Origin of the sequence: Rhizobium sp. NXC24 (assembly GCF_002944315.1) — a bacterium.
Lineage (GTDB): Bacteria > Pseudomonadota > Alphaproteobacteria > Rhizobiales > Rhizobiaceae > Rhizobium.
In genome coordinates this window covers 42,608-66,340 of record NZ_CP024314.1, presented here as the reverse complement: position 1 = coordinate 66,340, position 23,733 = coordinate 42,608, and the positions used below count along the sequence as shown (strand labels likewise).

Genomic DNA, 23,733 nt, shown 5'->3' with positions numbered 1-23,733 from the left:
ACCAGCTACAATGAGGGGAACAGACAATCATGATGACACGGACAACAACATTTTTCCGCGCGGGGGCAGCTTTCGCCGGCCTTCTGCTCGCCCAGACCATGCTTTCGGGGGTGGCTCACGCCGAGGACCGGGCCGCGCTCATGGCTCAGCATCGCGGTGGCACGATGACGCTCTCGGCCGTTTCGGCGGCCGGCACCATCGATCCGATGCTCAACTATACGGCCCAGTATTGGCAGATCTACCAGATGAGCTATGACGGCCTCGTCAAGTTCAAGCAGGCGGGTGGTACGGAAGGCTTCAAGATCGTGCCCGCGATCGCCGAGGAAATGCCGGAGATCAAGAATGACGGGAAAACCTATGTCTTCAAGATCCGCAAGGGCATCAAGTTCTGGAACGGCAAGGACGTCACGCCGGCCGATGTCGTGGCCTCGTTTCAGCGGATCTTCAAGGTCAAGGGTCCAACCATGGGCAGTTTCTACAATGGTATCGTCGGCGCCGATAAATGCATGGCTGATGGTGATACCTGCACGCTTGATGGCGGTGTGATTGCCGACGAGAAGGCCGGCACAGTCACCATCAATCTCACCGCGGCGGATTCGGAGTTCTTCGCCAAGCTTGCGGTACCGCATGCGAGTATCGTCCCAGCCGATACGCCCGCCAAGGATGCCGGCACGAGCCCCATACCGGGAACCGGTGCCTACATGATCGAAAGCTACAACCCAAATGAAAAGATGGTGTTGAAGCGCAATCCCTATTTCAAGGAATGGAGCGTCGATGCGCAGCCGGACGGCTATGCCGACGAAATCGACTATAAGTTCGGCATGACCGAGGAAGCCGGTATCAATGCCGTGATCAATGGTCAGGTGGACTGGATGTTCGACACGCCGCCGACGGATCGCCTGCCTGAGATCGGCTCGAAATACGCCAAGCAGGTTCGCATCGATCCGCTCGCGGCCTTTTGGTACGCGCCGATGAACGTCAATCTACCGCCCTTTAATAACATCAAGGCGCGACAGGCCCTGAACTATGCGCTCGATCGTGACGCACTCGTCGGGCTCTTCGGGGGTGAAGTGCTGGCACAGCCGACTTGCCAGATCCTGCCGCCCGATTTCCCCGGCCATGTCGATGATTGCATCTATACCAAGGACCCCGGCCCGAAGTGGTCGGAGGCAGATATGGACAAGGCCAAGCAACTGGTCGAGGAATCGGGCACGAAGGGTCAAAAGGTGACCGTGATCGCCGAAGACAACGCGGTTGCACGCGGCATCGGCACCTATATTCAGAGCGTCCTCAACGAGCTCGGCTATGATGCCTCGATGAAGGCGATCTCGCCCAATATCGAGTTTGCCTACATTCAGAATACCAACAACAACGTCCAGATCAGCGTTACCCAGTGGTATATGGACTATCCGGCCGCGTCGGACTTTCTGAATGTGCTGCTCTCCTGCAGCAGCTTCAACAAAGGCAGCGATTCCTCGATCAATATCGCCGGCTATTGCAATAAGGACCTCGACGCCAAGATGAAGGCGGCCATGACCCTTTCGCTGACCGATGAGAAAGCCGCCAATGCCGAATGGGCCAAGATCGACAAGGCCTATATGGCTGAAGCGCCGCTGGCGCCGCTGTTCACGCCGAAGAGCGTGAATTTCACCTCCGCCCGCCTCGGAAATTATGCCTTCAACAAGCAGAACCGCTGGGTCATCTCCCAATCCTGGGTGAAGTAACCATCAGGCGGCGGCGCGATCAGCGCCGCCGCCTGCATGCGTGCCTGTTGTATATGACCCGTGCGGGAAAGCGAGATGAACGCCTTGGCCGATACCCCATCTTCCGAGATCGAAAGGCTCGACGCCGTTGCGACGCGTAGCGGCGCCGGTCCCTGGCGGCGGGCCTGGGTGCTCCTGAAACGCGACAAGCCGACGATCGCCGCCGTTTTCCTGCTCCTCGTGATCGTGTTGTCGAGCCTTGCGGCGCCATTCTACGCCGCCGATATCGCCGGCACGGATCCGTTCCGCTCCAACCTGAGCGGCAAGGTCACGGTCGACGGCAAAAAGGTGAAGATCATGCAGGCCTCTACCGAGGGGCTGGGCCTCGGCGTGACTCCGATCGGGCCGACCTGGGGAGCGCAATATTTCCTCGGTGCCGATACGCAGGGTCGCGACGTTGCCGCCCGCCTCCTCTATGGCGGAAGGAATTCCCTGCTGATCGCGTCGGCTGCGACGGCCGTCTGTCTCGTGCTGGCCGCAGCCATCGGCATATCTGCGGGTTTTTTCGGCGGCCTCGCAGATATCGTGCTGTCGCGCATTCTCGACATTCTCTGGGCGTTTCCCGTCTATCTGCTGGCGATCTCGCTTTCGATCGTGATGATTTCGAAGGGCGTTGTGATCGGCCCGATTGAAATCACTGCCGACAGTCTGCTCCTGCCGATCGGCATCATCGGCATCATCTACGTGCCCTATGTCGCAAGACCCGTCCGCGGCCGGGTGCTCGCGCTCAAGGAGAGCGAATTCGTGCTCGCGGCGGTCGGGCTCGGTATTCCAGCCTGGCGCATTCTGCTCAAGGACATTTTGCCGAACGTGTCGACCATGCTCATCGTCTTCATACCGCTGATGATGGCGCTCAACATCGTCACCGAGTCGTCGCTTTCGTTTCTTTCGATCGGCGTACAGGCGCCGGATGCGAGCTGGGGAACAATCATTCAGGATGGGCAGACGCTGCTCTATACGCGCCCGGCCGTGGCGCTCGCGCCCGGCATCGTCATCGCGCTCACCGTTCTCTCCCTTAACGTGGTCGGCGACAGCATCCGTGACGTGCTCGACCCACGCACCAAGATTGTCTGAGGGCGCGGGATGTTTGTCGCAATCTTCCAGCGTCTCGCCCAGATGATCTTCGTGATGTTCGGCATCTCGGCGCTCGTCTTCCTAATCTTCTTTGCGACGCCCGGCTCCGATCCGGCTGCCCGCATCGCCGGCCGCAATGCCTCTCAGGAAACTATCCAGGCCATCCGATCCGAATTCGGCTTCGATCGGCCGCTGCCCGTGCAATATGCGATCATGATGAAGCGGCTTTTCGTGACGCAGGATCTCGCCTCTTACGTCAATCGCGGCATGCGCGTGGTGCCGGAAGTCGCCGTCGCGGCGCCGGTGACCTTGTCGCTCGTCTTCGGCGCGGCAGTTCTCTGGATCCTGGGCGGCGTGGTGACCGGCGTCGTAGCCACCATGACACGGGGCAGCCTACTCGATCGCGGGCTGATGATGCTTGCGCTCGTCGGCGTTTCCATGCCGGTCTACTGGCTTGGCGAGGTAATGAATCTGATCTCCCAGAGCCGCCTTCACGATACCTGGCTTTTTTCCTGGGTGCCCGCACTCGGCTACAAGCCGCTTTTCGAAGATCCGCTGGGCTGGTTCAAGACGCTGATCATTCCGTGGATCACATTGGCGACGCTCTATATCGGGATTTACGGCCGCGTCCTGCGCGCCAACTTGGTGGAAGCCTATCACGAAGATTATATCCGCACCGCTCGTGCCAAGGGGCTGAGCCCGGCGCGGGTAATGCTCAGGCACGCGCTCCGGACGTCGCTGATCCCGTTCGTTACCATGTTCGGCCTCGATTTCGGCGCACTGGTTGGCGGCGCCGCATTGCTTACCGAAGTCGTCTTCGGCCTCAACGGTGTCGGACGGCTGACTTATCAGGCGCTGCTCAATCTGGATCTGCCGATGATTCTTGGCACGGTGATGTATGCCTCCTTTTTCGTCGTCCTCGCCAATGCGTGCGTGGACATCATCTACGTGCTGATCGATCCGCGCGTGAGAGGGAGTTGACGATGACCGGTTCCAACAAGCCTCTGCTTCTGGACGTCAAGGGTCTTACCGTGTCATTTGCGACCGACAAGGGCCTCGTCAAGGCTGTAGACGACGTCTCCTTTTCGGTTCGCCAGGGCGAAATTCTCTCCATTGTCGGCGAGTCCGGCTCTGGAAAATCGGTAACGCTTCTGTCGCTCCTCGGCCTTCACGATGCGAAGACCACCAGGGTCGACGGTGCGGTTGCCTTTCAAGGCGAGCGCATTCTCGAACTGCCGGCCAGCCGGATGCGAAGCATTCGCGGCAAGGGCATCGGCCTGATCTCGCAGGATCCGATGACCGCGCTGACCCCGGTCTATACGATCGGCTGGCAGATAGAAGAGCAGATCCGCGCTCATGAAAAACTCTCCGCTCGGGCAGCACGCAAACGCGCGATCGAACTTTTGGCGGAGGTGGGCTTCGCAAATCCGGCGGAGGCCGTCGGGCGCTATCCGCACCAGCTTTCCGGCGGCATGCGCCAGCGCGCCGTCATTGCGATGGCGATCTCCTGCAATCCGGCGCTCATCGTCGCCGATGAACCGACCACGGCGCTCGACGTGACCGTCCAGGCGCAGGTGCTCGATCTTCTGCTGCGGTTGCGCAAGGATTTTGGATCGGCGATCATCCTGATTACCCACGATATGGGTGTCGTTGCCGAAGTGGCCGATCAGGTCGCGGTCATGTATGCCGGCCGTATTGTGGAAAGCGGTCCGGCGAAAGCTATCTTTTCCCATCCCCTTCACCCCTATACCTGGGGCCTGATGGCCTCGATCCCGCCATTGACCGGCCCAAGACCCGAGCGGCTGATCTCGATCGGCGGCATGCCGCCCACACCCGAAAACATACCCGAGGGCTGCGGTTTTGCGCCGCGCTGTCGATTTGCCCGCGCTGAGTGCAACGCGCGTCCGCCGCTCAGACGGCTTGAGGATCAGGCCGGGCTCTGTGTGCTCGACGGCGACGAGCGGGAAACCCTGCGCCGGACCGTTCTTTGCCTGGAGGTGGCGGCGTGAGCACCGAGCAAATGCGAAAGCCTCTCCTTTCGGCTCACCAACTGACCAAGAATTTCGTCGTCGGTAAGACCATGATGCCGGGCTCGGGCCGGATATTGCATGCCGTAGACCAGATCAGCCTCGACGTGTTTCCGGGCGAGACGCTCGGCCTGGTCGGCGAATCCGGCTCCGGCAAGTCCACCTTGGGTCGTTGCATGACCCGGCTTTACGACGTGACTTCCGGCAGCCTCGCCTTCGAGGGCATCGAGATCGGCAAGGCGAATGCGCGGGCGCTGAAGCCAGTGCGGCGCAAAATGCAGATGATCTTCCAGGATCCTTCCTCCTCGCTTAATCCGCGCCGCAGGGTCCGCGATATCCTCGGCGAAGTGCTGAAGGTCCACGCGATCCGCACTGGTTCCGAAGTCGAGGATCGCCTTGCCGAACTCATGACTTTGGTGGGTCTGAGGCCTGAATATCTCGATCGTTATCCGCATGAATTTTCAGGCGGACAGCGCCAGCGGATCGGCATTGCGCGGGCGCTGGCGGTCGAACCGCAATTGATCGTCGCCGATGAACCGGTCTCCGCACTCGATGTTTCGGTACAGGCGCAGATCATCAATCTGTTCGCTGACCTCCGTGAGCGGCTGAACCTCACCTATTTGTTCATCGCTCACGATCTTCCCGTGGTTCGCCAGGTTTCGACCCGCGTGGCCGTCATGTATCTCGGTTCCATCGTGGAAATCGGCGAGACCGACACGCTCTACGCCGCCCCGCGCCATCCTTATACCCAGGCGCTGCTTTCAGCCATTCCGCAGCCGCATAAAGGGGGCAGACGCGAGCGCATCCTGCTCAAGGGCGAAATTCCAAGCCCGCTCAACCCTCCCAAGGGCTGCAAATTCTCGACCCGCTGTGCCTTTGCCCGAGATATCTGCCATGAAAGCCGCCCGCTTTTGACTGAAACCTCGACGAACCATGGGGTTGCCTGCCACTTTCCCCTGGAGTGAACCAGCCCGGAGATCGGGTCTAAAGACGTTTGTGGATTGTCATATGCTTACTCAGCCTTCAGCTCCTGAGCGCTTCCTCGTCTCCGATGGAGTTTCTCCAAATGTCTGCCGATAGGTCACCGCGAATCTTCCGAAATGGAAGAAGCCCCACTTCAAGCATATTTCTTTGATCGACGTGCGGTTGGACTGATCCAGAAGATCTGCCCGGGCGGCTTGCAGACGAATCCCCCGCAGATAAGCCATTGGGGTTGTTTCCCTGAAAGCCCGAAAGCCCCCTTCCAGCGCGCGAATGGAAACACCAACAGCCTCGGCGACCATTTGCATCGTTATTGGCCGGTCAATGTTTGCGTGCATGAAGTCGATGGCACGTCGAACATGCCGGGGAGCAACCAGGTGGGGCTTCTTGGCTAATAGGTGAGATAGCTGATGTGGCGTCGTCCGCAATATCAAATCGGCGAGCGCGTTGACCATATACGACATCGCCATCGGAGATTGAATGAGCGGTCCGTTGTAGCGCATACCCGCAATGATCGTTTGCACGAGATTTCCGACCAATTGACCGGCTGACGTGGACAGATCCAGGATCGGCGTCAGATCAAGTGAGCCATTCAATGGCATCTCAAACATTGCTGCAACCGTTTGCTTCATGACCGCCCAGTCCAGTCGGAGCACATCGGACATATTCGGCGCACCTTGCAGAAAGAAACGTTCCGGCTGCTTGTTATTGACAAGCAGCACCTGGCCCGGCTTGACGTCAATCACTCGGCGACCAAGCGCTACGCCCCAGCCTCCGATGCGAGGTACCGCAATCGATAGCCACTCAGGCATTTCGGCCAGAGGACGTGCTTGCCATTCAACCTGGTAGTGACTGGTGACCAAGGTTGCTGCCCCTCCGGTATGGAAGTCGGCCTGCCAAAGGAAATCTGCCCCCCGGCCCAACTGGCTGGCCTCAAAGGGACCGAAGTTTTTCGTGTATATTTCGACCATATCGTCGAAGGTTGAGCCATGAAATCGCAGCGAGGATTTCACCAGGATATTGTCTGACATATGATTATTCGTTTGTGCGTGGACCGCTTGAAAGGCAATGGCAGGTCAAATGGCAACTTCGTCCAGATGGTCGGCGTCGAGATTTGGAAGTCTGCGAGCGCGCAAACAGACCCCGCCCAATAGCGAATGACACGCGGACAAACGATATCTGACGGCCGCCAAAGGCGACACGTACCTGTACCCGGCCAACTCTCTGGAACACCAAGAATCTGCACCGCGAGTACCAGTAGCGCCCCTCGAGAGAACGGAATTTTAAGGCCGGTCTCTAAGCGGTTCTTCCTGGCGACAGTTCGGACTGAATCTCGTCACGCCATAGCGATCCTTTAGTTTTTACTGCCGCGAAATGCGGCACTACTTCATGATCGCTCTTACCATCATGGGATCGCGCCATCGTGTCCAGTTTCCGCCAACATATCCAGAATGAGCAGCAAAGTTCACTTGAGGTTGTGAGAACCGAGGCGCATCCACGAAAATCCAATCTTTGTTAAGGGTTCGCGTCAATTCGTGAGTGCATAGGCGCAGTTGCTGAGACGCGGTTGTCTTCCAAGGACAATCTCCTGCTCTCCGGCATAATCGAAAGCCTATTCGCGCTGCGCAAATGATTTGTGGCGGCTTTTCTCCACTACCTTCAGAGGGCCGATGACGGCACCCCTGTCTCCTTCGTTCCCGGAGAACGTCGTGCCTAACCTCATTCCATTTCCAGCCCAGAACCGCGCTCGACCAGACGTCCAAACCTCGGATACCTTTTCCACGGCGCCCGAAGCACCTGACCTCTTACAATTGCTGGCGCGCAAACGTGAGATGCTGAGCAACGCGGCATATTATTTGGAGGCTCTTTGCGCGTCTCTGAAGGGCGATGTGACTGATGCGCCGCATCTTTCAATTAACGCTGACATGCGGCCCACGCAGAACGCGTGAAGGCTCACTTCTTCTTTCGTCTCTAACTGAAAATCATTCAATACGCCCGGCTTCAAGGGAGGAGGCTGCCGGCGGTGACAACACAAAGGATTCATATGTCTTTCTTGGCAAACCTTAAGATCGGTACGAAGCTTGCGCTTTCGTCGGGTATCGGAATTGTACTGATCATCGGTATTCTCATAAATCAGCAGATCGCCAGCGGTGAAATCAGTTCGGCGAATGCGGCCGTTTCTCGTGAACAAACGATTCTCAACGGCATTCAGACTGCCGCGGTATCTCTCGCCGAAATGCGGACAGCCGCTCATGAAATCGGCTCTGCTACGACGGCAAAGGAAGTTGAAGCTTCGCTCAGTCAAGCCAAAATCAGCGACCAACAAGCATGGGATGGCCTTGAGCAGCCCATCAGTATCGCTCTGAAGCCTGATGTCTTGAAGGACATCCGCAATGGTTTGCGCGAGTATGATGGCCTCATAACAAAACGTGCCTCCGCTTTGACCGCAGCCATGTCCAAGAAGAATGGCTCGCCATTGAGCCCGGCAGAAGTCGAAGCGGCGTTGGGCGTCGTCTCCGAGGTGGATATCAACCAGGTTATGGAGCGCACGCACACGGCAACGGACGCCTCGATCCAGAACGCTCGCCACTTTACGCAGGAAGCAAGAGCTGCGCTGGCGGCCTCGGTTTCAACGGCGGAAACGATCTCTTTGATCGTCGGCGCAAGCGTTGTTCTTGTCTTGTTTGCATCAGCGATCGCGTTGATGATCGGCGTTGCCAAGCCCATCAAGCTGATGACCTCAGCAATGCGCCGGCTCGCTGATGGCGACATGAATGTCGATATCGCCTCCGTGACGCGTCGAGACGAAATAGGCGCCATGTATGAAGCCGTTAAGGTCTTCCAACAGAATGCAGTCGCCAACAGGCGCCTCGAAGAAGAGGCTACCGCCTCTCGCGGCCATCAGGAAGCCGAACGCGCCGAACTCCAGCGCCGCACGGAGCGTGAAGCCGAACAATTGCGCTTTGCCTCTGACAATCTCGCCTCAGGTCTGAAACGGCTTGCCGCCGGCGATCTGGCCTTCCAGATCAATGAGGCCTTCGCACCGGATTTCGAGCCGCTGCGCCGGGACTTCAATCAGTCGGTCCAGCAGCTTGGCGCCGCACTTTCGACGATCGCGGACAGCATTGGCGCCATGAACAATGGCACGCGCGAAATCTCGTCGGGTGCGCAGGATCTCTCCAGACGGACGGAACAACAGGCCGCCTCACTCGAAGAAACCGCCGCCGCACTCGACGAGATCGTCGTCAACGTTGGTTCGTCGACAAAGCTGACGGAAGAGGCCCGCGCTGTCGCGAGCCAGGCCAATCAGAGCGCGCAGAAATCCGCCGAAGTGGTTTCTCATGCCGAGGAGGCGATGCGGCGGATCGAGGAGAGCTCGCAGCAAATCTCCAACATCATAGGCGTTATCGACGAGATTGCTTTCCAGACCAATCTTCTGGCGCTCAACGCCGGAGTGGAGGCAGCCCGAGCAGGCGAAGCAGGCAAGGGCTTTGCGGTCGTCGCACAGGAAGTGCGCGAGCTTGCTCAGCGCTCGGCGCAGGCGGCAAAGGAGATCAAGGGCCTGATCCAAACGTCGACCACCGAAGTGCAAAGCGGCGTCAAGCTGGTGCGCGATACCGGCGAGGCGCTAAACGTCATCGGCGGCTTCATTGGCCAGATCAACAATCACATGAATGCGATCGCCGTGTCCGCAAAGGAGCAGTCGACGGGTCTTGCCGAGATTAACACGGCGATCAATTCGATGGATCAGACGACGCAGCAGAATGCCGCCATGGTGGAGCAATCGACCGCCGCGGCTTCCAATCTTACGCAGGAGGCCGCGAAGCTACGGGATCTCATTGGCAACTTTAGGCTTGAAGACGCCGTCGGCCCGCGTGCCATCCGCGAAACGACCAAGCCTGTTGCCTCTCCGGCCCGCGCCCTTAGCAACAAGCTCTCCCGCGTCTTCGGCGGAAAGACGGCAACTGCCGCCGCTGTAAAGGAATGGGAAGACTTCTGATCGAAGCAACACCTTCAGCCGCCAGTCAGGCCACGACGCTGGAAATCATCGCCTTCCGTCTCAGTGGCTAGCGGTTCTGCATTGAGACAACTTCGGTCTGGGAAATCCGGGATGGGCAGCGGTCACGCCGCTGCCCATCCCATGTTCTCGGCGTGATGAACTTGCAAGGCTCCGAACAATTGGTCTCTTTGCGTCAAGTCTACCATTCCGCCCTTTAAAGCAAATTCATAGGCAATTGCGAAAGCGAAATGCGGGACAAGGAGCCGGTCGATTACGAGGTCGATCAGGTAAGGCTTTCAGAACGAGCGGGCCGACTAGGCACCGCTCCATCATCTGCCTGGCAAGCGTCAGCCGGTCATGCCGACTTCAGCCTCCGTCACCGCCAGCTCGGCCATGGCGAGTGCAGCCTCGCGGGTCCTGGCGGCGGCGATGAACCGGCCGCTGTGGCAAAAGCTCGCGCCCTCTATGCCGCAAGCCACTTCCAGATCGCGGTCGGTCAAGCCCGCCCAAGAGGCAGGCAGGTCTGCCCTCAGCTCGAAACCCTCATCCGCACGGCGGATGCCGGTCAGACACCAATCATTTTCGCGCGGGTGAACGACAAACAGCAGGTGATCGGCGCCTGCCTTCACGATGGCGGGGCGGAAGGGCATTCCCATTGGGAGTTCCAGAATGCGCCCCTTGCCTGCATCCATGATTGCCTGGTGCACGAGCGCTTCGGCCCGCAACTTTGCGGCGCTTTGGGCTATCCTCGCCTCGACGAAACTTCGGGCAATGGCAAGAGCGTTTTGGAAACCGCGATCTTCGGCCTCGGGGTTTGCCTCGTCAAAAACGGGCTTTAAGGTTTCCAGCAGCGCCGGCAACGTGAGCCCAGCCAGCGCTCCCGCAACGGAGGGGCTGAGCGCACCATTGTCAACGAGATCGACCGGCAGCACAAAACTAGCATCGAAGGAGGCATGTACCGCCTCGATATGCGCTTCGGGAAGACCCGAGGCGGCGAGGTAATCACGGCCATAATGCTTCCAGATCAAACCGAACGAACTGTATGGTTGGCCACTCTCCCGCAGCGGCGCGCCGCGCTGATGGTGATCGAAGATCCGCGCGGCGGCGTCATATCTGCCGCCCACATCGTAGATGATACGGTCTGGGCCGGGGGTGGTCCATTCCGGCATCCGGCTGCGGATGAGACGCGCCTGCGGAAAAAGCCGGGTCAGGATGACGCTGGACAACAGTTCGTCGGCATGGAAACCGCCGGAATGGGTGACGAGGAAATCTGGGATCATGCGGGGGCTATGCCTTGTTGTTCGCGGAGTATCCGCTGGGGGTCTAGCAGCAGATAGCCGTTGCTGCATCCCATCTCAACGGGCCATTTGCTTATTTGGGCGGGCTGGTCCGGCCTCCTTCGGGGGATTCGCTCGCGAGCAAACTTTTGTACGCCTCGAAGTTTTGATCCTGAAACCCCTCGATCTCCGACCAAAGGCGTTCCCGATCCGTCACTGCTATGTCTGCCGCATCGAGAACATGCGACAGAATCGTGCAGAGTCGATTGATACGAACTAGCTGATTTCCCAGCTCTTCAGCGGTAACCGGTCGCGACAGCTTGTCAGCGTCAAGGACAACGCTGTCCGGGCCGAAATCTTTAGCTTGCCATTTCACCATCCAGCTCACCTTCTGTCAGATTTTTACTTCACCCCTGCTAGCAGACACAATGAGATCGGCGAGCCAAAGAGCGCTATATCGCGGATGCAAATTTTCCAAGCTCCCGATCCTTTACGATCCCGCTCATCCCGACCAAGCGCAGGCGGACTCGCTTTTCGGCATCTGGCTCCTGCCAGTCGTCCTTTTGCCACCGGCATTCCTCATCATCCTGATCGGAGCCACTATCCTGCGCCTCTAGCGGGCGCCTGTGAACGTCAGCAGTCTATCAAGCAACAGATTTCCAATGGATAATCGTCGATTGAGCTTCTGAAGATGCTGCCCCTATAGTTGGAAAAAATAAAAGCCGGCGGCACTGACACTGAAGTCAATTTTAGCCAGTCAGTCTTGATACATCGAGATTTCAGATATAAAACGTAATTTCAAGAATACTGGGGAGCGTAATGGAACACTCGTTCTTGACCATCGACGCCAGCGAGAACGAGAATGCTATAAGAGCGCTCTCGGCGCCTGTACGCATACAACTCCTCAAGTTGCTTTGCTCAAAAGGGCCGATGAACGTTAATGACATGGCGCGAACGCTCTCTTTGCCTCAGTCAACGGTCGCCACCGGCATTCAGATCTTGGAAGAGGCGGGACTGGTTGAATCCCGTCTTGCCAAGGCACGCAAGGGCAATCAAAAAATTTGCTCCGCGATTTATAATGAAATTCTGATCAGTTTCCAGGACACGACCGTTCAGAAGGACGACTTCATCGAGGTTGCGATGCCGGTCGGTCTCTATACGAGCTGTGACATTCATGCGCCCTGTGGTCTCTGCTCCACCGAAACTGTGCTCGGCCTTCTCGACGTGCCCGACTATTTCTTGGATCCACAACGCATGCAGGCGGGTCTCATCTGGTTTGGCAGAGGGCATGTCGAGTATAAATTCCCCAATAATGCCAAGGTCTTGAACAAGACCGTGCGCGCCATCGAATTTTCGATGGAATTGTCTTCTGAAGTGCCAGGCACCAATCCCGATTGGCCCTCCGACATCACGCTCTGGGTTAACGGAATGGCGATTGGAACCTGGACCTCGCCGGGCGACTATGGCGACAAGCGTGGCGCCTTCACGCCGGCATGGTGGAAGCTCGAGGGTTCGCAATACGGGAAGCTGAAGACCTGGCGCATTTCCACACGCGGAACCTTCATCGACGGCATGGCCGCCTCCAATGTCACGGTCAGCGACCTCGCCCTTGCCCAACATTCCTCCATCCGGCTCCGCATCGGCATCGCCGAAAATGCCAGCAACACCGGCGGGGTCAATATTTTCGGCCGCGGCTTTGGAAATTATGGCCGAGACATCGTCATGCGGCTGTATGTTTGAAGATAAATATCGGAAATCCTGATTATTAAATCGCGTTCCGTTCCCGTTCCAAGCCACCCATCCGCAAGGAGAACTACTTGTAATTAAATAGCTTTTTCAGGAATTTGCACGGGAAAAATCAAAAACGCGGCACAATTGACACTGCCATTTATCGCTATCAAGATAGATACAAGAAAACAAGAAATCTGATGCATAAATGGGAGGGTTCGTTGAAGGCGAACGTCATTGTCCATCGCGATTTCCAGGTCGCGACCATCGATTCCAGACTTTACAGCTCGTTCCTCGAACATCTCGGCAGGGCGATTTACGGCGGCATTTACGAGCCCGGACACCCGACTGCCGATGAGCACGGGTTCCGGCGCGATGTCATCGATCTCGTTCGCCAGCTCGATACGCCCTATTGCCGTTATCCCGGCGGCAACTTCGTATCGGCCTATAATTGGGAAGATGGAGTAGGCCCGCGCTCGGAGCGCCCGGTCCGTCTCGACCTTGCCTGGCGCACCCGCGAAAGCAACCAGATCGGCGTGAACGAATTCGTCGACTGGTGCAAGAAGGCAAATACCAAGCCGATGCTTGCCGTCAATCTCGGCTCGCGCGGCCTGGATGCAGCTCGCAATTTCCTCGAATATTGCAATCATCCCGGCGGCACCTATTGGTCGGACCTGCGCCGCAAGCATGGCTGGACAAATCCCCATGATGTCAAATTGTGGTGCCTCGGCAACGAGATGGACGGCCCTTGGCAAGTCGGCCACAAATCAGCCTATGAATATGGCCGGCTGGCCGATGAGACGGCGAAGGCCATGCGCGGCTTCGACAAATCTCTGGAACTGGTCGTCTGCGGCTCGTCGAATTCTGACATGAAGACCTATCCCGATTGGGAAGCGCAGGTTCTGGACCAGTGCTATGACAGCGCCGATCATATCTCACTGCACATGTATTTCGCCAATCGCGAAAAGAACACGCTCAACTATCTGGCCAAGGCCGAAAAGCTCGACCGCTACATCGTCACCATCGGTGGCGTCATCGATTATATCAAGGCGAAGAAGCGGTCGAAGAAGACGATCGGCATTTCCTTCGATGAGTGGAATGTCTGGTACCATTCCAACCAGCAGGACAAGGAGATCCTTGCTCGTGATGAATGGCCGGATGCGCCGCATTTGCTGGAAGACGTCTATAATTTCGAAGACGTTCTGCAGGTGGGCGGCATTCTCAACACCTTCATTCGCCGCTCGGATCGCGTGCGCATCGCCTGCATCGCCCAGCTCGTCAACGTCATTGCCCCGATCATGACCGAGGATGGCGGCCCGGCCTGGCGCCAGACGATCTATTATCCCTTCTATTTCGCCTCGAAATATGGGCGTGGATCGGCGCTGCAACTGATCACCGACGGTCCGACCTATGATTGCGACGAGGCAAACGACGTTCCGTATCTCGACGCGTCAGCCGTTCTTTCCGACGACGGCAAGACCCTGACCTTCTTCGCCGTCAACCGCCACACGCAGACCGCGCTCGATTTCGACGCCCGGCTGGACGGCTTCGCCAATGCCCGCATTGTCGAGCAGGTGGAGATGACCCACGGCGACCTGCAGGCGGTCAACACCGCCACGCGGCCGGAAACGGTCGTCCCGGTCCATGTCGAAACCGCAAAAATCGAGGATGGCAGGCTGCGGGCAGCGCTGAAGCCGCTGTCCTACAGCGTCATCCGGCTGTCGGTGTGACGACCATTTGCCGGCAGGGCTACCGGCCCTGACCGAGGCATATCCGGCGCGCGTTGCGAGGAGGCAACCGAGCCGGAGGAATGGTTCGCAGAAGCCCAGGACCTGACTTGCTCGGTCCTGACGCGGCTGCGAACCGACAAACTGCGACGTGCCAGGCGTCCCTGCGGCCGCTCTCTCGTCGCTCTCAAAGGGAGGAGATCATGCAGCATTGGAAGAAGCTTGCATTCGGCGTCGCCCTGGCCACACTTGGCCTGATGGCGGCAGCGAAGGCCGATGACTATACCTCCTTGCCGCGCAAGGAGACGCTCATCGTCGAAAATCCGGAAGGGACGATCAAGAATCCCGGCTGGTTCAATATCTGGGTCAATGGCGGGGGCGGCGTTTCGACCGGCTTGCAGCAACTGACCATGGATACGCTCTGGTATATCGATCCCGAACAGGGACTTGGCGGCTCGACCTGGGACAATTCCCTGGCTGCCGACAAGCCGCAATATAATGCCGACTTCACCGAGATGACCGTGAAGCTGCGCAAGGGGCTTTATTGGAGCGACGGCGTGGAATTCACCGCCGACGACGTGGTCTATACCGTCAAGACGCAGATGGACCATCCCGGCATGGTTTGGAGTGCGGCCTTCTCTGTGCAGGTGGCAAGCGTCGAGGCGACCGATCCCTATACCGTCGTCTTCAAACTCAAGAAGCCCAATTCCCGCTTTCACGCGCTCTTCACCGTTCGTTGGAACGGCGCCTGGATCATGCCGAAGCATATTTTCGAGAAAGTGGCCGATCCGGTTCGGTATGATTTCGCCAATCCCATCTCGCTCGGGGCCTATAAGCTGAAGGCCTATGATCCCCAAGGCAAATGGTACACCTGGGAGAAGCGCGACGACTGGCAGCGCACCTCGCTTGCCCGCTTCGGCGAGCCGGCGCCGAAATATGTCACCTATGTCGATCCGGGCCCGCCGGATAAACGCACCATCGCTCAGATCGAGCACAATCTGGATATTATCCATGACAACACGCCCGAGGGCATGTTCACGCTCAAGGAGAAATCCAAGACCGTTGATAGCTGGTTCCCCGGCTTCCCCTTCGCTCATCCCGATCCGACGCTTCCTGCCGTGATCTTCAACACGCAGGATCCCACCTTCCAGAACCCGGATGTGCGCTGGGCACTCGCGCTGCTTATCGACATCAAGGCCGTGGATATGGCGAGCTACCGTGGCGCGGCTACACTTTCGGCGCTCGGTGTTCCGCCAACGGCCATCGCCATGAAGGATTACCAGGCGCCGTTGCAGGATTGGCTCAAGACCTTCGAGATCGATACCGGCAAGCGTAAGATCAAGCCCTATGATCCGACGGTCGGCCAGCAGATCGCCGATATCCTGCGCAAGCAGCCGAAGTTCAAGGACCAGATCCCGACCGATCCGGCAGCCATCAACACCGCATTCGGTTACGGCTGGTGGAAGCCGGATCCCCAAGCGGCAGCCGAGCTTCTGGAAAAGGCGGGCTTCAAGAAAACTGGCGGCAAATGGATGACGCCGGATGGCCAACCCTTCAAGATCCGCATGAGTGTCGAAGGCGATACCCGCTCGGTCTTCACCCGCGCCGGCACGCTGATTGCCCAGCAATGGGCCGCTTTCGGCATCGATTCCAAGGCCGTTCCGTCCACCAGCCTGTGGCAGACATCACTCCAGCCGGGTGACTTCCAGGTGGCGATCGCCTGGAGCGTCGAAACCTGGGGCGGCGATCCCGACCTCTCCTTCTTCCTCGATAGCTGGCATTCGGAATTCGTTGCCAAGAAGGGTGAAAACCAGCCGCCGCGCAACTGGCAGCGTTGGTCCAATCCCGAGCTCGATAAGATCATCGAGAGCATTCGCAAGGTCAGCGCCGACGATCCCAAGGGCATCGAACTGGGCAACGACTATCTGAAACTGGTGGCCCGTGAAATGCCGACCATTCCGCTGATGTCCTACAACGTCTTCACGTCGATGGATACCACCTACTGGAAAGGCTATCCGACCATTGCTGATCCTTATACCGATCCGGTTCCCAATTGGGCGAACTCCCGGTTGATGATGGTCAAGCTGAAGCCGGCGCAGCCATAATCCTCCCGACCCTGACGCGGTGTCCGCCGCGTCAGGTACCTGTCGCCGGACACTAGGCAGGTCCGGCGAACTTTCTTGAAGCAAGTGCCAGCAGCAAGGAACACCGCGGTATGGCGTCTTATCCTGTTTTCTTATTGAGGCGGTTCGGCCAGTTCCTGCTCGTGGTCTTCATCGGCATTTCCGCGACCTTCTTCGTTACGCATCTGACACCGATCGATCCTGTCGAGGAAAGCATCGGCTCGATTCAGCAGATGGGTCAGTCCGACCCGCGCGCCGTCGAATTGATGCGACAGTCCCTTCGTGCGCTTTACGGTCTCGAAGGGTCCATATGGCAGCAATACCTGCATTTCTGGGGCCGTCTAGCGACCGGCGATCTCGGCCCCTCACTCTCGGCCTTCCCGACGCCGGTCTCGACCATCATCCTACGCTCCCTGCCCTGGACGATCGGGCTCATGACAGTTTCGACGCTGATCACATTCATTCTTGGCAATATAGTCGGAGCGCTGGCTGGGTATTATCGGAAAAACATGGCGCTCAAGGCCGTGAGCCTCATCTTCATCGCCATGCAGCCGATCCCCTACTATATCTTCGCTTTCGTGCTGATCATCCTCTTCGGTTACGTGTGGCCGATCCTGCCGATCAACGGCGGTTATGAGATGAACACCAATCTCAACCTGTCCCTGGCTCTGATCCTGGACATTCTGAAGCATTCGATCCTGCCGGCACTTTCGCTGATCCTCGTCGGCACCGGCAGTTGGCTAATCGGCATGCGCGCTTTGGTCTCCAACATCATCACCGAGGATTACGTGGTCTTTGCCGAGCTCGGCGGCGTCCAGAAAAGGCGCATTCTCCGCTCCTATATCGCTCGCAATGCCATGGTGCCGCAATTCACTGGCCTTGCGATGTCGCTCGGCGCCATCTTCAACGGCACGGTGATCACGGAGATCGTGTTCGGCTATCCCGGCATTGGCAACCTGCTGATTTCAGCGGTGCATGCCGGTGATTACAGCCTCGTCCTCGGCCTCAGCGCATTGTCGATCGTCGGTGTCGCGGCGGCCGTCTTCATTATCGACGTCCTTAGCCCGCTTATCGATCCGCGCATCAAGGTGGAATAGAGCATGTTTACGATCATCCGCGACCTCGCGCGGCAAAACGTGGAGTTCTTGAGCGGCCTGCTGCTTTTCGCCGTCATCGTCGGCCTGATAGTCGTATCCTATTTCTCGCCATACGGCCCCACGGACATCTATCTTCTGCCGCCAGACATGCCGCCCGATAGCCAATATTGGCTCGGCACGACGTCGCGCGGCCAGGACGTCTTCTGGCAGCTCGCCACTGCGCTGCGCAACACGCTTTATTTCGGCATCGGCGTCGCCTTTCTCTCGCGCATCATATCGCTGGTGGTCGGTCTCGTTGCCGGCTATGCTGGCGGCGCGGTCGACCGGGTGCTGATGGCGATCAACGACAGCGTCATGGTCATCCCGCAATTTCCACTGCTGATCCTGTTCTACTTCGTGCTAAAGGACAGCATGACCTGGAGCGTTCTCATCGTGGTGATGGCCTCGCTCGGCTGGTCCTACGATGCAAGGCTCATTCGCTCCGTCGCAATCAGCCTCAAGACAAGACCATTTACCACCCAGAGCGTCTATTCCGGCATGAGCATGCGGAAAATCCTCGTGGAGGAGCACCTTCCCTATGTGCTTCCGATCGTCTTCGCCACGACGATGAACAATATGATCTGGTCGATCGGCATGGAAATCACGCTCTCGGTGCTCGGCTTCACCGATATCGAGACGCCGACCATGGGCATGATGATCTATTGGGCCAATGCCCATTCGGCGCTTATCGCCGGGACATGGTGGTGGGTAGCGGCGCCCGTTGCCGTCATCGTGCTCCTCTTCCTGGCGCTGTTCCTGCTGTCCATGTCGATGAACGAATACAACGATCCGCGCAGCCGGCTCAATCGGATGGGAGGTTAGCCATGGATGCCCTGGTCGAAATCGAGAATCTGAAAGCCTACTACCGCGCCTTTCTCTACGGCGTCGATCGCGAGGTGCGCGCCGTCGACGATATCAGTCTGACGATCGGGCGCGGCGAAATCTATGGCGTTGCCGGTGAATCGAGCAGCGGCAAGACGACCCTGATCAAGACCATCGCCGGCGCCATCCGGCCGCCGCTCAGGGTCGTCTCAGGCAAGGTGACGTTCCATTTCGCCGGTGGCACGCAAGATATCTATGCCATGAAGCCGGAGCAGCGCATGGCGCTGCGCTGGCTGCATCTGTCTTATATCATGCAGGGTTCGATGAACGTGCTCAATCCGGTGCGCCGCATCCGTCATTCCTTCACGGATTTCGCACTCCGGCATATGAAAGTCAGCAGGGAGCAGTTTTTCGACAAAGTTGCCACTCATCTGCAGCGGCTGAAGCTCGATCCAAATCTGCTCGACGCCTATCCCCACGAACTCTCCGGCGGCATGCGCCAGCGTATGACCATCGCGCTCGCCACGATCCTGACCCCGGAATTTATCATCGCGGACGAGCCGACGACCGCGCTCGACGTCATCGTCCAGCGCGATGTCCTCTCGATGATCCGCGAAATCCAGCACGAGATGGGTTCGTCCTTCCTGTTCGTCACGCATGATATGGGTGTGCACGCGACCGTCTCTGACCGCATCGGAATCGTCTATGCCGGCCGCCTGGTCGAGGAAGCGCCGACCCGCAAGCTCTTCAACATGCCGCTCCATCCCTATACGCAGCATCTGGTTGGGAGCCTCCCGCGCATCGGCGACGTCCAGACGCGTCCGTCACTGGAAGGACGTCCTCCCAATCTTGCCATGCCGCCGGAGGGCTGCCGCTTTCATCCGCGCTGTCCGAAGCGAATGGATATCTGCACGCAGAAAGTTCCGCCGCTGGTGACAGTGGAGCCCGGCCGGCGCGTGGCTTGTTTTGCCGTTACGGGAGACCAGGTTTGAGCGCTCTTCTTACCCTCTCGCATGTCACAAAGATCTTCCGGCAAGGCGGCATCCTCGGTCGGCGCCAGATCACGGCCGTCAAGGATGTCAGTTTCGAGCTCAGCGAAGAGCCGGAAATCCTGTCGATTGTCGGAGAGTCGGGCTCGGGGAAATCGACGATCGCGGCGATGATCCTCGGACAGACGACGCCGTCCGCAGGCGAGCTTGATTTCCGCGGCAAGGCCGTCGCCATCCATGGCGCGTCCGAACGCCGGGCGTTCATGAGAGAGGTCCAGCCCGTTCTGCAGAATCCTTTCGAGGCGTTCAATCCGCTGAAACGGGTCGACCGCTATCTCTTCGAAACGGCCCGCAACTTTTCGGCAGGCTCGGAGCGACCGGATCGGCAAGAAATCGAGCGGATAGCCGATGCCGCATTGGCGCATGTCGGCCTTAGCCTTGCTGAGGTGAAAGGCCGTTTCCCGCACGAACTGTCCGGCGGCCAACTGCAGCGCACGGCCATTGCGCGCGCCCTCATCCCCCAGCCGCGCCTTCTCGTCGCCGATGAACCCGTTTCCATGGTGGACGCATCGCTACGCATGTCGATCGTCAATTTGTTCGGGCAGTTGAAAAGCGAGCTGGGGCTTTCGATCATCTACATCACCCACGATCTCGCGACGGCCTACTATATCAGCGACAAGATCATCATCATGCGCAAAGGCGAAATCGTCGAGCAGGGCCAGGCGCGCGCCGTCCTCGACAATCCGCAGCATCCCTATTCCCGCGCACTGAAAGACGCGGTCCTTTCTGCTGACTTCGGAACGACCACGTTGGAGGCGCGGCGAAGGTCCTAACCGTGGTCTCTTGTTCGACTTGAATCGCTACGCAGCCGTCACCCCGTCTTCAAGATTCCTCTTTTCAGTTCCGCCAAGTTCAAAACGTGCAAACTGGTCATGCAGCCGTTCGGCTTCCCCTGACAAAGCCGCCGTGCTGGCCGAGGCTTCTTCCACCATGGCGGCATTTTGCTGCGTCATATGATCCATGGAACGCACAGCGGAATTTACCGACGAGATGCTGGCAAATTGCTCCTGAGAGGAACTGGCGATTGCCTTGACGCGCTGGTGCATATCGTTGACGTAGTGATCAATCTCCTGGAGTGTCCCGCCGCTTTCCGTAACAAGACCGACGCCGGAAGTGACATCCGCGTTGGATGTGTTGATCAGGGAGGTGATCTCCTTGGCCGCCGTCGCCGATCTTGCCGCCAGTTCGCGGACCTCCTGCGCCACAACCGCGAAGCCGTTTCCAGCCTCGCCTGCTCGCGCCGCTTCTACGCCGGCATTGAGCGCGAGCAGGTTCGTCTGGAACGCAATATCGTCCATGACGGAGATGATCTGTCGGATTTTTTCCGACGATTGCTCGATCTTGGCCATGGCAGAAACCGCGTTTCGCACGACATCCTGCGCATGCGACGTCGCGTCGGATGTTTTCGCGGCAATCTGCCCGGCTTCGTTGGCGCGGTCGGCGGAGGCTCTTACGGTGGCCGTGATCTCTTCCAAGGCGGCGGCTGTCTCCTCAAGAGACGTCGCCTGCTTTTCCGTCCGGCGAGAAAGGTCATTCACCGCCAAATCGAGTTCGCGCGTGTTGGAGCGAATGGAAGTGGCGCTTCGTTCGACATCAGACAAAGCAACGCGAAGATGGGCCTGCGCCGAATTGAAGTCTGTGCGCAACCGATCCAGTTCATCACTGAATTTTTCATCAATGTCGATGGAGATATCGCCGGAAGCAAGGCGTCTAAGACCGGCAGCCAAGGCATTGACGGCCTTTTGAAGCTTCGTGGCCTCCAGTAATTTTTCACGCTCGCGGTTGTTACGCTCGATCTCGCTTTCGCGTCGATTTTGTTCGGCCCTATCCTCGAGGGAGAGTTTTTCGATTGCGGTCGCTCGCAGAACCTGGACGGCTTTTGCCATGATGCCGATCTCGTCCCCACGATTAATGCCGGGGATGAGGACGTCGTTTTCGCCACTGGCGAGCTTTCGGATGACGTCCGTCATGGATTGGATTGGGCGGCTGATGGCGAAGTTGAGCAGGACGGCAAGGCAGATGCCGCCGGCAATTGCAACCAGAACGGTGACCCCGATTTTGAATGTGGCAGAACCGGCTGCCGTATGAGCGGTATTAATTTGCTCGGCATTGAGCGTATCGATTTTCAAACTGACCTCAGTCGTCAGCTTCGCAAGCTGTTCCCGCTCCCTTGCCAGATCGGCCTGCGCAACAAGCATTTCCCTGAACGCCTTGTCAAAGATCGTAATCGAGACAGGGATTTGCTTTACGTCGTCGGCAATGGAGGGAAGTGCGGTTGCTGCAGTCGCAATGGTCTTTTCCAGCGCAACGAGGTCCTTGAGCTGTTCCTCGACGGGCGCCGGATCGGTATCGCCGAACCCCCCGAACAGTTTGAGCATTTCGGCGCGGGCAGCGAGCGCCAATCTGCCGAGCGTTTCGGCCTGGACTGCGAGCTCCCTGAATTTGGAAAGCTCCGCCGACGATGCGGATGCCTTGTTCATGGCGGCGTCCACCAGCGGAAAGGTCTGCGCCTGGATGCTTTGGGTCAAAGCGAGGATTTCGTTGACCGTTTTTCCGACGATCGTTTGCGCGTCGAATTTCCTCTTGAAATCCTCGGTGCTGCCAATGTCGTCCAGCGACTGTTCAAGCAGTTTGCCTGCCTGGGCGAGTTTCGGAAGCACCGCCGGGTCCAAACCGTCTATTTGCTGTCCATTGAGTTTTTCCGTCTCGACGACGATGCTTTCAGCGACAGTTTTCGCCTGCTGAAGAAAATCGCCCAGGAACGCACCGCCGCTTTCCTGCTGGATGCTTTTGATCGAGTTCGCACCCTGCTGGAGTTTGACCGCGCTGCCGAGCAGCCCATTGGCAGCGCTCAACTCCTTGTTCGCCGCGTCTGCTGCGACCCGGATTCGGCTCTCTTCCTTGCCCACGGCATCATTGATCGAGGCCGCCAGCGCTTCCAGATCCGAAATACTCCGCTGAAGCGTGGCAAGGCGCTGTTGCTGCTGATCTGTCTGTGCAATCACTCCGTCAAATGTGGAAGCGAACTCATCGACCGTCGCCTTGACTTCCGCGACCTTGGCCGTGACCAACGGATCGTTCTTTACCGCTTCAGAAAGCGTTACGAGCGCCGCGTTGAGATCCTGGATCCGCTGGCGCGTGGCGCTGGCACTCTCGATGCCAGGATCGAACAAATATCGCTCTCGCTGAAGCGATGTCGACTGCATCTCGTTGGTGACCTCTGCAGAACGACCAACGATGCTGAAGCGCGATGACAGGTCGACAATTGCGGAATATCCAACCGAGCCGACAATTGCAGCCAAAATCAATATGACAAGAAAGCCGCCTGCAACCTTGAATCTGAATTTAAGTCCGGAAAACCATTTTAAAAATAATTTCATTGCGCCCTGCTCCCGCTCTAGCAATAAAATTGGCTGATCTCATGAAATGAAGGTTCCTGTGTCAGAGCTCACCCGTCAGGAACTGCGCACGGCCATAACCGAACGACCAATCCTCATCGGAATTCTCGATGAATGAGACCATCACGTCGGAGGCTGGCACATCGCATTTGTCCGCGAGTGCCGAACATAGGTTCTGATAGAAGGCGACTTTCGCTTCTCGGCCGCGGGGTCGCGAGATGACCTCCACGAGCACAAATTTTTCAGTCCGCGGGATTCCCAGCCCGGTGTCGCAGGCCTGCATATAAGGATGCTGGTATTCCGACACGACCTGGTAACGGTCGTCCCGCGGCACGCCGAATGACTGGACCATCGCGTCATGGGCAGCGTCCAGCAGCAAGGCTACTTCGTCAGCCGTACGCCCTTTAAGGAGATGAAACTTCAGCAGCGGCATGAGACGAATCTCCATGACACGACGGCTGGAAGTGCACGCTTGATCATTTTGCATCCCGCTCCATGATCCACTCGACCTCCGGCGCGCAGGCGATACAGCGAGAGGCCGACGAACCGCCAGCCTGCCGATTGAGGCGTAATCTCATGGACTTGGCCATGACTGCCAAAGGGTTTGCGCAAAAGATCGGCCATGCTC

The 23,733-nt window shown here is 58.2% G+C and carries 19 protein-coding genes and 1 pseudogene; 14 read left to right on the top strand and 6 right to left on the bottom strand.

The genetic code is table 11. The annotated features are described in order from the left end of the window. Nucleotides 1-29: 29 nt before the first annotated feature. The 5 genes from NXC24_RS24345 (at nt 30) to NXC24_RS24325 (ending at nt 5,829) form a co-directional block, all read left to right on the top strand. Entirely contained in the window at nt 30-1,724 is a 1,695-nt protein-coding gene (locus tag NXC24_RS24345) for an ABC transporter substrate-binding protein (RefSeq protein ID WP_245464139.1), read from the top strand. A 75-nt stretch (nt 1,725-1,799) separates the two neighbouring features. Then, nucleotides 1,800-2,837, top strand: coding sequence for an ABC transporter permease (locus tag NXC24_RS24340; RefSeq protein WP_104826000.1), 1,038 nt, complete (start codon nt 1,800-1,802; stop codon nt 2,835-2,837). A 9-nt stretch (nt 2,838-2,846) separates the two neighbouring features. Then, nucleotides 2,847-3,818, top strand: coding sequence for an ABC transporter permease (locus NXC24_RS24335; protein WP_104825999.1), 972 nt, complete (start codon nt 2,847-2,849; stop codon nt 3,816-3,818). Nucleotides 3,819-3,820: 2 nt separating this feature from the next. Further along, the gene (locus NXC24_RS24330) at nt 3,821-4,846 is read left to right on the top strand and encodes an ABC transporter ATP-binding protein (RefSeq protein WP_104825998.1); all 1,026 of its coding nucleotides are present in this window, start codon (nt 3,821-3,823) and stop codon (nt 4,844-4,846) included. A gap of 71 nt (nt 4,847-4,917) precedes the next feature. Further along, entirely contained in the window at nt 4,918-5,829 is a 912-nt protein-coding gene (locus NXC24_RS24325; protein WP_245464215.1) for an oligopeptide/dipeptide ABC transporter ATP-binding protein, read from the top strand. A gap of 51 nt (nt 5,830-5,880) precedes the next feature. On the opposite strand, the gene NXC24_RS24320 is transcribed toward NXC24_RS24325, so the two are convergent. Further along, complete coding sequence (locus tag NXC24_RS24320; protein WP_104825997.1) at nt 5,881-6,876, bottom strand: AraC family transcriptional regulator; 996 nt, start codon at nt 6,874-6,876, stop codon at nt 5,881-5,883. A gap of 639 nt (nt 6,877-7,515) precedes the next feature. On the opposite strand from NXC24_RS24320, the gene NXC24_RS35240 reads away from it, so the two are divergent. Beyond that, a complete protein-coding gene (locus NXC24_RS35240) occupies nt 7,516-7,794 on the top strand; it encodes a hypothetical protein (protein WP_158704548.1) in 279 nt (92 codons plus the stop codon). 95 nt (nt 7,795-7,889) lie between these two features. Further along, on the top strand, nt 7,890-9,845 hold the full coding sequence (locus tag NXC24_RS24315) for a methyl-accepting chemotaxis protein (RefSeq protein ID WP_104825996.1): 1,956 nt from the start codon (nt 7,890-7,892) through the stop codon (nt 9,843-9,845). 347 nt (nt 9,846-10,192) lie between these two features. Here the strand turns inward: NXC24_RS24315 and NXC24_RS24310 are convergent, their stop codons facing one another. Both NXC24_RS24310 and NXC24_RS24305 read right to left on the bottom strand, forming a co-directional pair. Further along, nucleotides 10,193-11,125 carry an MYG1 family protein gene (locus NXC24_RS24310; protein WP_104825995.1) on the bottom strand — a complete coding sequence of 311 codons (933 nt, stop codon included), beginning with the start codon at nt 11,123-11,125 and terminating at the stop codon, nt 10,193-10,195. 91 nt (nt 11,126-11,216) lie between these two features. Continuing rightward, complete coding sequence (locus NXC24_RS24305; RefSeq protein ID WP_104825994.1) at nt 11,217-11,501, bottom strand: hypothetical protein; 285 nt, start codon at nt 11,499-11,501, stop codon at nt 11,217-11,219. 440 nt (nt 11,502-11,941) lie between these two features. Between NXC24_RS24305 and NXC24_RS24295 the strand changes: the two genes are divergently transcribed. The 7 genes from NXC24_RS24295 to NXC24_RS24265 all read left to right on the top strand — a co-directional run bounded on the left by NXC24_RS24295 (nt 11,942) and on the right by NXC24_RS24265 (nt 20,480). Beyond that, entirely contained in the window at nt 11,942-12,862 is a 921-nt protein-coding gene (locus NXC24_RS24295) for a helix-turn-helix domain-containing protein (RefSeq protein ID WP_104825992.1), read from the top strand. Between the two features lie 209 nt (nt 12,863-13,071). Then, nucleotides 13,072-14,580 (top strand): alpha-N-arabinofuranosidase, encoded by a 1,509-nt coding sequence (locus NXC24_RS24290; RefSeq protein ID WP_104827814.1) that lies wholly within the window; start codon nt 13,072-13,074, stop codon nt 14,578-14,580. A 200-nt stretch (nt 14,581-14,780) separates the two neighbouring features. Then, complete coding sequence (locus NXC24_RS24285) at nt 14,781-16,682, top strand: ABC transporter substrate-binding protein (protein WP_104825991.1); 1,902 nt, start codon at nt 14,781-14,783, stop codon at nt 16,680-16,682. A 110-nt stretch (nt 16,683-16,792) separates the two neighbouring features. After that, nucleotides 16,793-17,797, top strand: a complete 1,005-nt coding sequence (locus NXC24_RS24280; protein ID WP_104825990.1) for an ABC transporter permease — start codon at nt 16,793-16,795, stop codon at nt 17,795-17,797. Nucleotides 17,798-17,800: 3 nt separating this feature from the next. After that, nucleotides 17,801-18,658, top strand: coding sequence for an ABC transporter permease (locus tag NXC24_RS24275; protein ID WP_104825989.1), 858 nt, complete (start codon nt 17,801-17,803; stop codon nt 18,656-18,658). A gap of 2 nt (nt 18,659-18,660) precedes the next feature. After that, nucleotides 18,661-19,650: an ABC transporter ATP-binding protein gene (locus NXC24_RS24270; protein WP_104825988.1), complete on the top strand. Its 990-nt coding sequence runs from the start codon at nt 18,661-18,663 to the stop codon at nt 19,648-19,650. Next, entirely contained in the window at nt 19,647-20,480 is an 834-nt protein-coding gene (locus tag NXC24_RS24265) for an ABC transporter ATP-binding protein (RefSeq protein ID WP_104825987.1), read from the top strand. The genes NXC24_RS24270 and NXC24_RS24265 overlap by 4 nt, the downstream gene beginning before the upstream one ends. A gap of 27 nt (nt 20,481-20,507) precedes the next feature. On the opposite strand, the gene NXC24_RS24260 is transcribed toward NXC24_RS24265, so the two are convergent. The 3 genes and pseudogenes from NXC24_RS24260 to NXC24_RS35905 form a co-directional block, all read right to left on the bottom strand. Next, complete coding sequence (locus NXC24_RS24260) at nt 20,508-23,087, bottom strand: methyl-accepting chemotaxis protein (RefSeq protein WP_104825986.1); 2,580 nt, start codon at nt 23,085-23,087, stop codon at nt 20,508-20,510. Between the two features lie 61 nt (nt 23,088-23,148). After that, nucleotides 23,149-23,538 carry a tautomerase family protein gene (locus tag NXC24_RS24255; RefSeq protein WP_104825985.1) on the bottom strand — a complete coding sequence of 130 codons (390 nt, stop codon included), beginning with the start codon at nt 23,536-23,538 and terminating at the stop codon, nt 23,149-23,151. Nucleotides 23,539-23,615: 77 nt separating this feature from the next. Next, nucleotides 23,616-23,729 (bottom strand): annotated as a pseudogene (locus NXC24_RS35905) (5-deoxy-glucuronate isomerase); the annotation flags it as partial. Nucleotides 23,730-23,733: the final 4 nt, after the last annotated feature.